Raw genomic sequence first — 14141 nt, 5'->3', positions numbered from 1 at the left:
AAATTCATCAGCAAGAATTATTTCTCACTAAGCGCAATCTGTAATCCTATAACCCCCAATACCGATCCTTTTATCATGTTTATTCTTTTCGCGATAAAAGAGTTATGGCTTAAAAAATAGCGTAATCTGTCGGATAAAATACTGATCCCAACAAAAATAACCAGAGCCTGAACCATTGTAATGATTCCCAGAATAAATATTTGACCTGTTGCATTCCCCGTTGATTTATCTACGAATTGGGGCAATAAGGCTAAAAATAATAGTGAAACCTTAGGATTTAAAATATTCATTAAGATCCCTTTTTTGTACAATGACTTATAGTTCAACACTGATTTATTGTCGTTAGTGCCAGTGAGATCCGTGTCTTTTTCTCTAAATGATTGAATGGCTAAGTATAACAAATACATCGCTCCAGCGTATTTCACTATAGCAAACGCAATCGCAGATTGATAAATAATGGCAGAGATCCCCAAAGTAGCCGCACTTATATGTACGATCAGACCTGTACAAAGTCCGAGTGCGGTTGCAATCCCTGCCTTTTTGTTTTGAGAAATACTTTGAGCCATAACAAATAAAATATCTGGTCCTGGCATCAGAGTAAGGAATACTACAACACCTAAATAAGATAAAACCATCGTTATATTCACTTTTGCCACCTCTAAACTGACGGAATTTTAATTTATTATAATATAACCCCGATATTGAGGGAATCAGAAATTTTACAGGCTAGGTGGCGCTGCTGTCTAAGCCGTTTTTGGAAGTGAATTGTTAGTCACCCAGACCAATCACTCTATTTATAGCTTAATTATCGTAATCTACAATTGTTCTGCAACAAAAAACCTGATCTTCTTATAAAAGATCAGGTTTTTTTGCTAATTGAACTGAAAATGGTACCTGGAGCTGTTCCTCGCTCCGTTACTCGTTGTTATTATTACGGGCCTCTCCGCCCTTTTTCCCAATTTCCCTGTAAAAATCCTTGTCATGACTTTTGGATGTAGCTTCTCCACCCTTTTCACCAATTTCCTGGTAAAATTCTTTATCATGATTTTTGGCTGTAGCTTCTCCGCCCTTTTCACCAATTTCTTGGTAAAACTCTTTATCATGATTTTTAGATGTAGCTTCTCCGCCTTTTCTTCCGGCTTCTTCCCTGCTCATACCGTCTCTTTTATTAGTAGCCATGTGATTTCATCTCCCTTTGTAAAGTACCAAGTTTGATCTTGGCTATAGTAAAGAAGTTCCCTCTTCATTTTTTCTTAAACATCAACTCGCAAATTTTCGGCACGATTTCGAATATCATACGAAATTTTTTTGTGTAGCTAGACGTAAAAATAAAATGTCTCAAAGGTTTAAGCCAGTAACGGATCTTTCAGTAGATCGTTTATGCTCATCAACTATGGCACCCTTCACCACTCCTATAGAAAAAACAAGCGAATTCCATTTCGCACCAGAACCTTTTCATCAGTCTTAACCACTGGATTATGTGAGTACTTTTCTCTAACTGTTGAATAATGAATCTGCAGGAGGGGGGTTGAAAGCCATAACTTCACTTATGGCCTGATTGAACTTCTCGCGGTTTCTGTGGAGCATCAACGTAGGCATTTCTACTTTTTGTTCTTCACTTTTAAACTCCTTATTATTACCTCCACCTCCCTCGTTTCCATGAAATCAATGATAATAAGAAAAAAAAGCAGCTGTACACACAGCCGCTTTTTTTGAATATCATTTATTTTAACCACTCTGTATGGAATACGCCCTCTTTATCAACACGTTGATAAGTGTGGGCTCCAAAGTAGTCACGTTGTGCTTGTAAAAGGTTTGCCGGTAAAGTTTCTGTACGGTAGCTGTCATAGTATGCTAATGCACTAGAGAAACCTGGTACAGGAATACCTTGTTTAACTGCAATTGAAATCACTTCACGAAGAGCTGACTGATATCCTTCAACAATATCCTTGAAGTATGGGTCCAGCAGTAAGTTTGTTAGATCTGCATCGCGATCGTACGCTTCTTTAATTTTTTGTAAGAATTGAGCGCGAATGATACAACCTCCCCGGAAGATCATAGCAATATCACCGTACTGTAAGTTCCAGTCATATTCTTCAGAAGCTGCTTTCATCTGAGCAAACCCTTGCGCATATGAACAGATTTTACTCATGTACAATGCCTTACGGATGGCTTCTACTATCTCTGCTTTATCGCCTTCATATGCAGCAGCATTTGGACCGCTTAATACTTTACTTGCTTTGACGCGCTCGTCTTTCATGGCAGAAATGAAACGAGCGAATACAGATTCCGTAATAATTGGCAGTGGTACACCAAGATCAAGTGCACTTTGGCTTGTCCATTTACCCGTACCCTTTTGTCCTGCAGTATCTAAGATTACGTCTACAAGCGCTTTGCCCGTTTCTTCATCTTTTTTCGTGAAGATATCAGCAGTAATTTCAATTAAGTAGCTGTCCAGCTCACCTTTATTCCATTCAGCGAACACTTCGTGTAACTCATCAGTACCTAAACCTAATACATTCTTCATGATAAAATAAGCTTCACCAATTAACTGCATATCACCATACTCGATGCCATTGTGAACCATTTTCACATAGTGGCCGGCGCCATTTGGTCCAATGTATGTGCTGCAGGCATCGCCTTCAATTTTCGCTGAAATAGCCGTTAAGATTGGTTCTACAAGGTCATATGCTTCTTTTTGTCCGCCAGGCATGATTGAGGGGCCTTTTAATGCTCCTTCTTCTCCGCCAGATACACCTGTACCGATGAAATGGATACCTAATTCTTCCAGCTCTTTGTTTCGGCGGATTGTATCTTGGAAGAATGTATTTCCGCCGTCGATTAAAATGTCGCCTTTTGCTAAGTATGGTTTTAATGAATCAATTGTTGCGTCTGTAGCGGCACCAGCTTTAACCATTAATAAAATTTTACGTGGTTTTTCAAGAGAATTAATAAATTCTTCCACATTGTATGTACCTGCAAAATTTTTACCTTCTGCTTCTGTTTTTAGAAATTCTTCTGTTTTTTCAGGAGAGCGATTATAAACTGAAACAGAATAGCCTCTGCTCTCAATGTTTAGCGCTAAATTTTTTCCCATCACTGCTAAACCGATAACACCGATTTGTTGTTTTGCCATAATAGATTCACCCTTTCAAGTTTGATATAAAATGATTAAATTAACTTCCACTTTTCCTGCGATTCCCTGCATTTTCAATGTTGTTTATTGTAAAAAGGAGTGGATTGCGGAAATAACAAAACATGAGCTTCTTCAGGTGTCAATCCATGATACAGTAATGATCCCGGCTAATCCAACTCCTTGTATTTTTATAGGGAAAGCTTCTCCATAGGCTGCAAAACGAGATTGTTCAAAACGATGCTCCCCATTTACTCCATTATGTTCGCTCTGTATTTGCATAAATTGCCATTCATTATTTAACTGAGCTGTTCCTGTCACCATAAAATGAACCTCACTGTACTCCATTGAATGTAATATCTGCTGCAACCTTCTTTCCTTCTTGCTGAGCCATGGCAATGACTTAACAAGCCTGACTGGAGAGCGAGAGGTAATTGCAATGTTTCTTCCTCTCTTTTTATTTTTTCCATAATATCTTGTTCTGACATGATTGTCACCTGCTTTGATGGAATAGCTAGACCCTATATTTATACATGACAACCCGTATCCCTATTGATAGGAGACTTTCTTGTAACTTAAAAAAGAATAAAAAAATTTTGGTGAGAAGCATTTTGATAGACATATAGCTATATAACCTTACAGAGGATGTCGGTCAGTTTATTGTTAAACATAGTGTTATTCCATTAACAGCCAGATGGCTAAAAACATAACGAGATCTATTGGTTACGACTCATAATTTTAAAATATGGCAAAATGAGTTTATCAGCCATAATGATTTCCATGATATACTACTGCCCTACACACTGGGAAGGGTGTGATATTTATGGATCATACAAATAATTTTATTGATCGCGGCTATAAGACTTGTAAAAAAAATGAGAGGATGGGACCACACCCTTGTATATAGGTTTGTGAATTCTGAGAAGGTTCGGCATTTTACTATTTCTTTAGGAAACAGTTGAAACATATATATGGAAAATAAATGATTTGAAAGGATGTACTAAGATGAGTGCGATGACATTAACCTTAATTGGGAACATTTCCGCTGCCATCTGAGGTTCATACAAAGCGAAGTTAGAGGAGGTTAAAATGGAGAAGCAGGCTGTGTTATTTCATTCATTGGAGGGTGAAAAAATCTACTTCAAAGCACTAAGGATAGAGGATGTTCAAGAGATCCATCATTATGCGTCAGATCAAGAAGTTTCACGATTTATTGGCTGGAATTTGATGAGTACTTTGGAGGAAACTCGTCAGTACATTGAAATAATGTTAGAACGTGAGTCGGCAGGTACTCATTTATATTCCTCCATTGTTGAAAAATCAACTCAAGCCATTATAGGGACAGCCATGATTTTCAATTTTGACCAAGGAGCAAGCAAAGCTGAAATTGGTTATGTGTTGCATCAACATCATTGGGGTAAGGGGTATGGCACAGAGATTGTTGCATTGATGAGTGATTTTGCATTTAAATCACTTCATCTTCATAAACTCCATGCTATGGTAGTGGATGCCAACATCGGTTCTGCACGGATACTTGAAAAGAACAGGTATGAGCTAGAAGGACGATTAAAAGACCACTATTTTATAGAGGATAAGTATTATGATGCACTACTTTTCGGCAAAATTACTAACCTGGAAACTTAGCGTTTTTATACAGATAAAAAATGAAGAAAAGCCGCCGTTCGCATATGCTGCTATTGAGCTGTTCACGCCTTAATTGAGTTGCAAAAACGCATGACATTTTTTCGTGTCATGCGTTTTTTGATATGGCGTGATGTATTATTTCCGCCAAAAATTCGTATATTCTGCTTTATCCTGAATATTATATTCAATCATTTTCTCAAGCAATTCGTAATTTACCGGCTCTTTCCAAGGAATTCGAAACAAGCCTTTGGTAGCGCTGTAGCCAGCTTGTGCAATGTCATCGGCAAAGTGCGCAATGCCTGCTTCTTCAGGTGCAACGCTCAAATGATGCTTCGCTGTGGAAAAGCCGATGATAAAGGTGCCGTGATCGGAAAACATTGGCGTATTCCACTTGATCTGCGGTTCCAAATTTGGGAACTTACTAGCAACCCACGCCAAAATTTCCTCTGTTCGATCGCGGTGGCCGGGGTTATCGATACCTGACAAATATTCTAAAAAAATTTCCATGTCTTCCTCCTTATATTATGCTGTTGCCGCCAAAAATTCGAATTCTCAGCCTTATTCTTGATATTAAATTCAATGATCCAGCCATTCGTAATGAACGGGTTGGAGTCCCTTTATAACCCAAACACTATTATCCAACCCATTGTAACATGATCCTAACCCCTTTACCTTCTTAAATAAACCGCTGTTCATTTACTAAAAATAGCTGCCTGATTTGGCAGAGATGGTTCTTAAAGTAACTCACCCGTTACTCAAGAAGATTAAATTTCTCGACAATAATAAAACCACTAGTAAGCGGTCACCCGGAACCACTGGAAGACCGGATTAGAAGAACGGTTGAAAATGTTCTCAACCCACCTCCAATCGTCATCGTTAACCAATTTATGATACCTGTTTTGAGTGGCGGTCTTTTTGTTTGGCACTACTCTACTTCCCCCTTTTAATTCATAGAGTGCAGAGAATCCGCTCTATATTCCCACACCATTGATAGATTTCCTCATACATTAATAGTAAGACCAATCAGGGAACACCCCTCCTTGATTGGTCCCTACCATGAGCTATAGTTTCTTAAGCTAAAAGCAATGGAGGTTGAGCGTTATGGGAAATAGAAGGTTGGTTGCAGCAAAACGAAATTCTATGGTTCAAAACCGAGCCGCCCAAGCAGCTCTTTCGGACCCAGAGTTAAGAGCCATATTGGCTCAGCTGCCACCCGAAGAACAAGCTGAAATATTGGCTCGGTTACGAGCGAGAAGAGGCTGCCGCACAAGCAGAGGCTGCACGGGCAGCGGCTGCTGCCTTACGGGCATGCCTATGCCGCGAAAAGAAAAAGCAGCATAAGCATCGTGGTTGTGATTGGTAAAAAGAGAAAGAGCAGAAATGCTCTTTTTCTTTTTTTATTAGCTATTATTTGCCTCTATTCCAGCATGTAAACTGGCATTTTATCTTCTTCCTTCGCCTTATGCGCCTTAATGCACTTTACTTCCGCTTCCGCTTGCTTAAATTCACCAAAGGAAAGCGCCCGTTTGTTGAAGCCATTATTCATATTCTTATTGAAGAAAAGCTGCCCGTGCCTTTAAGTACGAATCAGTAATTTCTCTTGTTTCCACTTCCTTCATAAAAACATTTGAAATTTTGTTGTATTTACAACAAAAATATTTTCATCTATACTTTCAGTGATGATTAATTTATTGTGTATTCTCTAAATAAATCCAGAAAGGAAAGAAGATAAGTGGAAGTAAAAAAAATAAGTGAGGATCATGACCTGAAAAAAGCATTTTATATCAGAAAAGAAGTATTTGTTGGTGAACAAGGTGTACCCCTAGAAGATGAATTTGATGAATTTGACACATTGGATGGAGAATGTGAACACATATTAGTCTATTTCAATGCACAACTAGTCGGAACCGGAAGGATAAGAGTTCTAGATGGCTTTGGTAAATTGGAGAGAATTTGTATCTTAGAACCTTATCGTAAATTTGGTCTTGGAAAAATAATGATTCATGCGTTAGAAGAAATAGCAGAAGAAAAGGGAGTGTCCGCGGTTAAATTACACGGACAAACTCAGGCAGAAGGATTTTATACTAAATTGGGTTATCGGGCTTCCTCTAATATATTTATGGAGGATGGAATCCCGCATATCGTAATGCGAAAAGAATTATCAACAAAATAAAGAGGAGTAGGTTGAATAAAGCGAAATATGCCGTATATTTAATAGGAATTTTTATAGTAACGATTACTGAAAAAGTATTTGACCGCCTGCCAACAAACACTTATAGATCACCTAATTATGATACAGATAAAAACCATTCCGTATAGAATGGTTTTATTTTGATTGTTGAACGAACCTGCCCGTTCGTTCAACAGGGTAATTTATTCTTCATACATAATACTGACACATCATTCCAGCCATAAGCCACATCATCTACTGCCGTTTCTCCAAACTCACTCTTCCTATGAATATATTCCATGCCTCTCATCCGCTCATAAAAACCAACACCAGATTTATTCCGTTTCATAACCCAGACCATCATTGAATGGATCCCTTTTTCTTTAAAAGATTTTGCAACATATGAAATTAGCTGTCTTCCCACACCTAACCCTCTACATTCCGGTAATAGGTACAATGAATATAACTCACCTTCAAAATTCTCGTCTTCAGTACTTTTACCTAAAACCTATAATTTTTCCTGAATGATCAATGAAACCGACTTCTTCATGCAGAAAACGTTTTTATAAGCAAAAACCCATGTCAAAAGCCACTGTCATTTCGGCACAAAATTTTAGAAGAGCGCCTCAAAAAGGAACCCTTTACCTAGTATCTAGGTAGGATTTTTGTTTACGGTTTAGTCTAAATTATTCATTCACGGGCTGTCCGCATATGCATACAACGAGTGATGCGAACATAACCATTTTAAGGAATAAATCCCTTTTTTTATTAGATCGCTTACAGGCAGGAGGTGGCTTTTCCAGGTAGTCAACATGAATGGATGTTTTGTAAAACGTGAATATCAGGATTTTGTTACTTTTGTTGGATATAGCGACGGGAACCATTGGTAATGGCAGCAAAACCTTTCAGAATGGAGTGGCTAAAGGATGACAAACCAGCTTAAGCCCGGGCAAGAACTCCTGGCAGACCAGCAGATCACCGCGAACAATGGGAGAGCATTCCTGATTATGCAGGGCGATGGAAACTTCGTACTCTATGAAGTACATAAGGGTAAACACATCCCTGTCTGGGCTTCCGGCACCAATGGTAGAGGCGGCGTGAAAGCAGTCATGCGGGATAATGGCAGCCTTGTTGTCTGCAAGGCGAATGACGAGGCGGTCTGGGACTCTGCTGGTACCGCGGGGAACGCCGGAGCATACCTCATTATTCAGGACGATGGGAACGCGGTGATCTATACCAACCAGGGAAAGGCGCTCTGGGACTCAGGAACATGGCGCCATCGTCGAAAGCTTGATTTTGACCCGGCCGTTCACGGGTTTTTGTTTCGAAACAAGTTCATCAATGGTATAGCTAATATTCCGGGCCATGGTCAGGTAAAAACACAGGGACGATGTGGCGGAATGGCTTTTGCCGCGCTCGACTACTTCCTCAAGGGCATTCCTGTTCCGAAATATACCGGTAACCTGTTCAACGCAGAGGTTCCCCCGGATGGACACTGGCTTGCGGATTACATTTACAGTCGGCTTATGGACAGCTTCGCTGTACCTTCCTCCATCAAGTATGTTCATTGGACCGTGGCATCCGATCATTCTACCTTGCTTGGAGGAAAAGGTGTCACCCGCTGGACGAAGGAGGAAGAATTTCCAAAGCTGCGTTCACTCATCGACTCAGGCCGGCCGGCCGTCCTCGGGCTGGTAGATGCAACCAACCTCGTGCAGATTGGATCGGAGAATCACCAGGTTCTAGCCTATGGGTATGAGTGGCACTCGAAGGCTAACATTATGAAAGTGTTCGTGTACGATAACAACACGGTTGGAAAGGAGGTCGTTTTGTCCTCCGAACCAGGCAACCCCCACTTTGACGCGACGAACCAGATCAACGACCCTTGGAGGGGATTTTTTGTAGTCGACTATCAGCATAAGACCCCGCCTGTGTTCACGACGAAGCCGCCGGCGGACACGGCTCAAGTCCGTTACGGTCAGACCATTAAGGTAAGTCATCTCATAACAGGGCTGACACTCCATTCGCACGCACTGAACTACGGACACAGCCGAAGCTCAGGTCAGCAACAGGTGACCTGCTTCAGGGGGGCCGATGACAATGACCTCTGGAAGATCAAGGGACCCGATGGTACGCAAGCGAACCACAGGAGCAATGAAGTAGTACAACATGGCGATGTGATCCGGCTCGAGCATGTGCTCACGCAACGCAACCTGCACAGCCATTCGGGACACCCTTCCCCCGTGACCGGTCAGCAAGAGGTGACCTGCTTTGGCTCTGGAGGTCAGGGAGACAGCAACGATAACTGGCGGGTCGAGGTCGAAGGCGGGGGTCAGTGGAACGCCCAGCGCCGAGTGAGACTTGTCCACCTGAACACCAACCATACGCTCCACTCCCACCGCGGGCACAGCGATTCCCGCTGGACGGCCGGCCAACAGGAGGTAACCGGCTTTGGTGGACGTGACGACAATGACTGGTGGTGGCTCCTCGAAATCCGATGAGAGTGGTCTAGATTCAGTCGTCAGTACCGTATGCGTAAAACGAAAGCCGCCTGCCGGTTCTATATCCGGTAGGCGGCTTTCTTCATGTCGCCGAGAGGGCACGGTGCATCAGATCCGGATACAGCACCAGTTATTCCTTCATCGTATAAAAACGCTTTATACTGCAAATGATTTTTTAGAGTTTCTATTTGTTAAGGGGCAGATTAATGAAGAATATAGGAAATTGAATCCAAGTTTTCCAATCACGACGATTTTTTCATCGAAGAAGAGCTAGTCGATAAAACAGCAATCTATCTTATTGGATTTAATACGCTGGTTGATTTAACGAAGTCGAAATCATATGTTCAACAAATGGCTGATTCGTCTACTTCATTAAAAGCACTTTTAACAAACCTTAGTGACCGGATTAACGTTGATACAGAACAAATCATTACAGCCGTATTAGAAGGCAAACTAGTGATCGTTTCCAAAGATGGCGATGAGAATGCCCTTATCGACCCTATCGCCCTGCTGTGAAAGTCCGGTCAAATGAAAGAATATCGCCTGCTTTTAGAGACAATTTTATTCCCCCCTATTCTTTACATCCAATTATCTTCATTTAAATGTGACATATATTCAAATGCTGTTGTTCCATATACGCTTTTAAAGTGTTTATTTAAATGGGTTAAATCAACAAAGCCACATTCAGCTACTGCTGAATAAATATCCCGTTTTTTTTCTATTAACTGCTTTGCGCGTTCTAGCTTGCAGTTAAGAAAGTATTGGTATGGTGAAATTCCAGTATGGGCCTTAAATGATCTGATAAACTTAAATTTTGACATATCCAGCTCTTTACATATATCGTCAAGTTTAAGTACATTTTCCAAGTTGGTATGAATCATATCCTTTGCTTTTCGAATTAGTGTGTTATCTTTCTTATAGTCTGTAGAAAAATTAGTTTGGACAAGGCGATCTGTGAGGGATAAAAGTAATTCACTGCACAAAGCCTCATCTTTTCCGCTCAATATTGCATTCGAAAGATTCAATACTCTTTGTTCAAGGCCATGATCATACACAATAGGGTTTGAAAAGCGTACGATATCCTTTTTCTCAATAACCTCTAAAAGCAATTGCGGATCGATATATAGCATTACATAATCAAGGCCTGTCGCATCATGTGCCATTCCGTCATGTGCCTGTTCTGGATTAAAAAGCATAACACCATTTTGATAGGATAATTGTAAACTGCCATCCAAGGTATACTGTTGAATGCCACGCAGTGTTACACCTATGGCATACTCCTTGTGAGAATGCTTTTTATACGTAAATTCAGTCATACTTGCTGACAGCGCAGTCATGCCTGCCGATTTTTTATAGATAAATTTGTCCATTAAATTCACCTCTAAATTAGCTTACCTACATCCATATCATTATGGCAGCATAAACAAGAAACATTGCCATCATTACATTAACAATCTTTTTATGCTTCTGCAGAAAACCCTTGAAGATGGCACCAAAAAATGCCCATGTTATAAAAGCTAAAAACCCAATAACCGTTATAGCTATCACACTTATTGTAAAAGCAGGCATTGAGGCATTGTGGGGCATGATATAGGTAGGAATTACAGTCATTGTAAACAATACCACCTTTGGATTTAAAAACTGCATAAGGAAGCCTGACATAAACGTACCAGTTTGGTTTACAGCGGGTTCTGATGTATCCATTTTGTAAACCTGATAAGCGAGATACAGCATATAAACGCTTCCTATGATCTGCATAACCATTAGAATTTTGGGTATGATCGTTACAAGTATGGTATTCAGCATAGCAGAAATAACAAGTAATAAACCAAAAGCAATAGTTGCTCCATACGTATATTCCATCGCTTTTTTTGTCCCATAATTATGCACTGTGGATAATATGACGATATTCGTTGGTCCTGGCGTGAAAGTAACCATAAAACAATACAATATAAAAGATGTAATATTCATGAGGAACACTCCTTTCAAGATATCCTCATAAATGTACATCTTAAAATTAAATGCCATATAGTATATTATTGCAGGATCAAACACAGCTCTCGCTTCTGTTAGGAAGGCTGTTCTTGAATCAACCCGCGGCTTTAGTTGAACAAGCAAAATAAAAAGCATTCTATATTGAATGGTTTTTATCTTTATCAGAATTTGGTGATGTACTGGAGTGTGTTAATATCCGGTCTAATACTCCTTCAGTAAATGGCATAAAGTAATTTAGCAATAGCCCCCCTGAACAAACCGTTAATAAAGTTCCAACGCCAATTGGTCCGTTTAAAATCATTGCCATTATCAAGAATACGAGGTAAATGAATGTTCTCTAAAAAAAATATATTTGTTCTGGTTAATTCTTGTATGATGAATGTTAATCGGTCAACTGGAATCGGTGCAACATTTGTCTGTAAATAGGTTGCAGTTCCTAATCCAATCACAACTAAGCCGATTCCAAAACAAACAACTTTGCTGTACCATAGTTCAGGTGTTATCAAATGGTGCAACAACAAAAGCCACATATCAATACCAATACCCGTGATAAATGCTGTTAACAACCCCAAAACTTCTGGTCTTTGTCTTTTTAAAAATGAATTACAACATATCAATATTAAAGCTATTATTATTTCCCAACTTCCCACAGTAAGCCCCACATTTATGGACAGTCCTACCAAAAGTGCATCAAAAGGTGAAGTTCCAAGATCTGATTGTATAGTGAAAGAAATACCGAGGGTTAATGTTAAAATTCCTACTACATAAAAAACATATTTCACTTTACTCGACCTCTTCATCATTATTTTTTGTTGTAAATGCAACAAAGTTAGGATAAATTTAATATATATCATTTTTGTTGCACTTACAATAAAACATGTACTAAGGAGTTAATTATGAAGGAGATTCTTCGTGAAATTGGCATGATAGCAAGGGCATTAGATTCTATAAGTAATATAGAATTTAAAGAATATGACCTTACAAAAGGGCAGTATTTGTACCTTGTGCGAATATGTGAAAACCCAGGAATCATTCAAGAAAAGTTAGCTGAGATGATAAAAGTAGATCGAACAACAGCAGCTCGTGCTATAAAAAAACTTGAAATCAATGGCTTTATTGAAAAGAAAGAAGATAAACATAACAAAAAAATTAAAAAACTCTTTCCAACAGAGAAAGGGAAAAATGTTTTTCCTTTTATAAAAAGAGAAAATGATTATTCCAATATCGTTGCATTAGAGGGATTTTCCGAAAGAGAAGTAGAAACCCTTTTCAATCTTCTTCAAAGAGTAAGAAAAAATATAGAGATAGACTGGGAATTTGTAAAAAAAGGAAACAAGAGAAATTATTGATGATAGAAAGGAGCGACATATTTAAATGACTATAAATATAAAAAAGTGTACCCTTGAAGATTCTCGCAAACTTCAAGAAATTAGTTATGAAACATTTAATGAGACATTTAAGCATCAGAATTCACCCGAAAATATGAATGCCTATTTGGAAAGGGCATTTAACTTAAAACAATTAGAAAATTCTTCACAATTCTTTTTTGTTTTTTTTAATAATGAAGGCGCTGGATATTTAAAGGTAAATACCAATGACGCTCAGTCTGAAGAAATGGGTGATGAATCACTTGAAATCGAGAGGATTTATATAAAGAACAAATTTCAAAAACATGGACTTGGTAAATATCTGCTAAATAAAGCTATGGAAATTGCGATGGAACGTAATAAAAAGAAGATCTGGCTGGGCGTATGGGAAAAAAATGAAAATGCTATTGCCTTTTATAAAAAAATGGGGTTTGTTCAAACCGGAGCCCACTCTTTTTATATGGGTGATGAAGAACAAATGGACTTTATATTGACCAAAACATTCATATAACTTTTTTTAAAGGTGGAATTATTATGTATGTCCCAAAATATTTTAAGGTCACAAATGTTGATGAAATTTGGGATTTTGTCCAAAAAAACTCTTTTGGCACGATTGTCACAACAGAACAAGGGAAGCCGATTGCCACTCATTTGCCATTGAAGTTAATTAAAGAAGGAGATTCTTACTATATGACGGGGCATATGGCTTATGGGAACCCTCAATGGAGAACATTCGAAACCTGTGAAGATGTATTGGTTATGTTCCAAGGACCACACGCTTATATCTCTTCTTCCTGGTATGAAGAGGAAAATGTCCCGACATGGAACTATCAAGCTGTACATGTTTATGGTACAGCCAGCATTTTGCACGAAGAAGAGTTAAAAGAGGATCTAACAATGTTGCTACAAAAATACGAAATACACCGTAAGAATCCAGTGTTATGGGATAAGCTTTCTCCTCAGTTATTAGAAAAACAACTAAAAGGTATTGTCGGATTTAAGATTAAAGTACAAGAAATTCAAGCTGCCAATAAACTAAGTCAAAATCGTAATGAAGAGGACTATCATAACATCGTTAATAAACTCTATGAAGAAAAGGATAGGAACTCTCAACAAATGGCACAATTGATGGAGAGGAAGTTAAAAAAGGGCAAATAAGTATTGTGTTTCTTTTTTTAAAATTAAATGCCCCTCTGTTTCTTTTTATAAAATATTAAGACGAGCTCTTTTTTTCACAGCCTATAATCAACTCTCTTCAGGAATGCTAACGCGTGCGTTAAAGCTTCAATTTAGTATTGTTATAGCCTATTCAACTCCCTCGGTAACTAAGG

Annotated in this window: 15 protein-coding genes and 3 pseudogenes; 8 read left to right on the top strand and 10 right to left on the bottom strand. The window is 38.9% G+C overall.

The features are described from left to right. Positions 1 to 17: 17 nt before the first annotated feature. The 4 genes and pseudogenes from ABHN01_RS18680 to ABHN01_RS18665 form a co-directional block, all read right to left on the bottom strand. Positions 18 to 647, bottom strand: a complete 630-nt coding sequence (locus ABHN01_RS18680; protein WP_429876757.1) for a LysE family translocator — start codon at positions 645 to 647, stop codon at positions 18 to 20. A 271-nt stretch (positions 648 to 918) separates the two neighbouring features. Continuing rightward, a pseudogene (locus ABHN01_RS18675) lies at positions 919 to 1179 on the bottom strand (KGG domain-containing protein); the annotation flags it as partial. Positions 1180 to 1723: 544 nt separating this feature from the next. Next, the gene (gndA, locus tag ABHN01_RS18670) at positions 1724 to 3136 is read right to left on the bottom strand and encodes an NADP-dependent phosphogluconate dehydrogenase (protein WP_429876756.1); all 1413 of its coding nucleotides are present in this window, start codon (positions 3134 to 3136) and stop codon (positions 1724 to 1726) included. A 132-nt stretch (positions 3137 to 3268) separates the two neighbouring features. Further along, positions 3269 to 3502, bottom strand: a complete 234-nt coding sequence (locus ABHN01_RS18665; protein WP_429876755.1) for a hypothetical protein — start codon at positions 3500 to 3502, stop codon at positions 3269 to 3271. Positions 3503 to 4222: 720 nt separating this feature from the next. Between ABHN01_RS18665 and ABHN01_RS18660 the strand changes: the two genes are divergently transcribed. Beyond that, on the top strand, positions 4223 to 4777 hold the full coding sequence (locus tag ABHN01_RS18660; protein ID WP_429876754.1) for a GNAT family N-acetyltransferase: 555 nt from the start codon (positions 4223 to 4225) through the stop codon (positions 4775 to 4777). A gap of 135 nt (positions 4778 to 4912) precedes the next feature. On the opposite strand, the gene ABHN01_RS18655 is transcribed toward ABHN01_RS18660, so the two are convergent. Both ABHN01_RS18655 and ABHN01_RS18650 read right to left on the bottom strand, forming a co-directional pair. Next, entirely contained in the window at positions 4913 to 5284 is a 372-nt protein-coding gene (locus ABHN01_RS18655; protein ID WP_429876753.1) for an iron chaperone, read from the bottom strand. Between the two features lie 284 nt (positions 5285 to 5568). Then, a complete protein-coding gene (locus tag ABHN01_RS18650) occupies positions 5569 to 5703 on the bottom strand; it encodes a hypothetical protein (protein ID WP_429876752.1) in 135 nt (44 codons plus the stop codon). A gap of 175 nt (positions 5704 to 5878) precedes the next feature. Between ABHN01_RS18650 and ABHN01_RS18645 the strand changes: the two genes are divergently transcribed. Next, a complete protein-coding gene (locus ABHN01_RS18645) occupies positions 5879 to 6118 on the top strand; it encodes a hypothetical protein (RefSeq protein ID WP_429876751.1) in 240 nt (79 codons plus the stop codon). 391 nt (positions 6119 to 6509) lie between these two features. Beyond that, on the top strand, positions 6510 to 6950 hold the full coding sequence (locus ABHN01_RS18640; RefSeq protein ID WP_429876750.1) for a GNAT family N-acetyltransferase: 441 nt from the start codon (positions 6510 to 6512) through the stop codon (positions 6948 to 6950). A 187-nt stretch (positions 6951 to 7137) separates the two neighbouring features. Here the strand turns inward: ABHN01_RS18640 and ABHN01_RS18635 are convergent. Next, a pseudogene (locus ABHN01_RS18635) lies at positions 7138 to 7419 on the bottom strand (GNAT family N-acetyltransferase); the annotation flags it as partial. A gap of 454 nt (positions 7420 to 7873) precedes the next feature. Here ABHN01_RS18635 and ABHN01_RS18630 point away from each other — a divergent pair. Next, positions 7874 to 9448, top strand: coding sequence for an MIR domain-containing protein (locus tag ABHN01_RS18630; RefSeq protein WP_429876749.1), 1575 nt, complete (start codon positions 7874 to 7876; stop codon positions 9446 to 9448). 351 nt (positions 9449 to 9799) lie between these two features. After that, positions 9800 to 9964 carry a hypothetical protein gene (locus ABHN01_RS18625; protein ID WP_429876748.1) on the top strand — a complete coding sequence of 55 codons (165 nt, stop codon included), beginning with the start codon at positions 9800 to 9802 and terminating at the stop codon, positions 9962 to 9964. A gap of 62 nt (positions 9965 to 10026) precedes the next feature. Here the strand turns inward: ABHN01_RS18625 and ABHN01_RS18620 are convergent, their stop codons facing one another. From ABHN01_RS18620 to ABHN01_RS18610, 3 genes and pseudogenes are all read right to left on the bottom strand, one after another. Continuing rightward, a complete protein-coding gene (locus ABHN01_RS18620) occupies positions 10027 to 10818 on the bottom strand; it encodes a helix-turn-helix domain-containing protein (protein WP_429876747.1) in 792 nt (263 codons plus the stop codon). A gap of 25 nt (positions 10819 to 10843) precedes the next feature. Then, complete coding sequence (locus ABHN01_RS18615) at positions 10844 to 11419, bottom strand: LysE family translocator (RefSeq protein WP_429876746.1); 576 nt, start codon at positions 11417 to 11419, stop codon at positions 10844 to 10846. 160 nt (positions 11420 to 11579) lie between these two features. Next, positions 11580 to 12225 (bottom strand): annotated as a pseudogene (locus tag ABHN01_RS18610) (YczE/YyaS/YitT family protein). A 114-nt stretch (positions 12226 to 12339) separates the two neighbouring features. Here ABHN01_RS18610 and ABHN01_RS18605 point away from each other — a divergent pair. Genes ABHN01_RS18605 through ABHN01_RS18595 form a run of 3 tightly spaced genes read left to right on the top strand, consistent with a single transcriptional unit; the run spans position 12340 to position 13968 of the window. Further along, positions 12340 to 12792 carry a MarR family winged helix-turn-helix transcriptional regulator gene (locus tag ABHN01_RS18605; RefSeq protein WP_429876745.1) on the top strand — a complete coding sequence of 151 codons (453 nt, stop codon included), beginning with the start codon at positions 12340 to 12342 and terminating at the stop codon, positions 12790 to 12792. A gap of 25 nt (positions 12793 to 12817) precedes the next feature. Beyond that, positions 12818 to 13321, top strand: a complete 504-nt coding sequence (locus tag ABHN01_RS18600; RefSeq protein ID WP_429876744.1) for a GNAT family N-acetyltransferase — start codon at positions 12818 to 12820, stop codon at positions 13319 to 13321. A gap of 23 nt (positions 13322 to 13344) precedes the next feature. Next, complete coding sequence (locus ABHN01_RS18595; protein ID WP_429876743.1) at positions 13345 to 13968, top strand: FMN-binding negative transcriptional regulator; 624 nt, start codon at positions 13345 to 13347, stop codon at positions 13966 to 13968. Positions 13969 to 14141: the final 173 nt, after the last annotated feature.

The organism is Fictibacillus sp. NRS-1165 (genome assembly GCF_050468105.1).
In the GTDB taxonomy this organism is placed as follows: domain Bacteria; phylum Bacillota; class Bacilli; order Bacillales; family Fictibacillaceae; genus Fictibacillus_C; species Fictibacillus_C terrinigri.
This window is presented reverse-complemented; position numbering and strand designations above follow the sequence as displayed.

Coding starts and splice junctions, on each gene's coding strand:
- ABHN01_RS18630 (WP_429876749.1), top strand. CDS start 7,874: ATGACAAACCAGCTTAAGCCCGGGCAAGAACTCCTGGCAGACCAGCAG.
- ABHN01_RS18595 (WP_429876743.1), top strand. CDS start 13,345: ATGTATGTCCCAAAATATTTTAAGGTCACAAATGTTGATGAAATTTGG.
- ABHN01_RS18660 (WP_429876754.1), top strand. CDS start 4,223: ATGGAGAAGCAGGCTGTGTTATTTCATTCATTGGAGGGTGAAAAAATC.
- ABHN01_RS18625 (WP_429876748.1), top strand. CDS start 9,800: ATGGCTGATTCGTCTACTTCATTAAAAGCACTTTTAACAAACCTTAGT.
- ABHN01_RS18605 (WP_429876745.1), top strand. CDS start 12,340: ATGAAGGAGATTCTTCGTGAAATTGGCATGATAGCAAGGGCATTAGAT.
- ABHN01_RS18615 (WP_429876746.1), bottom strand. CDS start 11,419: ATGAATATTACATCTTTTATATTGTATTGTTTTATGGTTACTTTCACG.
- ABHN01_RS18620 (WP_429876747.1), bottom strand. CDS start 10,818: ATGGACAAATTTATCTATAAAAAATCGGCAGGCATGACTGCGCTGTCA.
- ABHN01_RS18655 (WP_429876753.1), bottom strand. CDS start 5,284: ATGGAAATTTTTTTAGAATATTTGTCAGGTATCGATAACCCCGGCCAC.
- gndA (WP_429876756.1), bottom strand. CDS start 3,136: ATGGCAAAACAACAAATCGGTGTTATCGGTTTAGCAGTGATGGGAAAA.
- ABHN01_RS18645 (WP_429876751.1), top strand. CDS start 5,879: ATGGGAAATAGAAGGTTGGTTGCAGCAAAACGAAATTCTATGGTTCAA.
- ABHN01_RS18600 (WP_429876744.1), top strand. CDS start 12,818: ATGACTATAAATATAAAAAAGTGTACCCTTGAAGATTCTCGCAAACTT.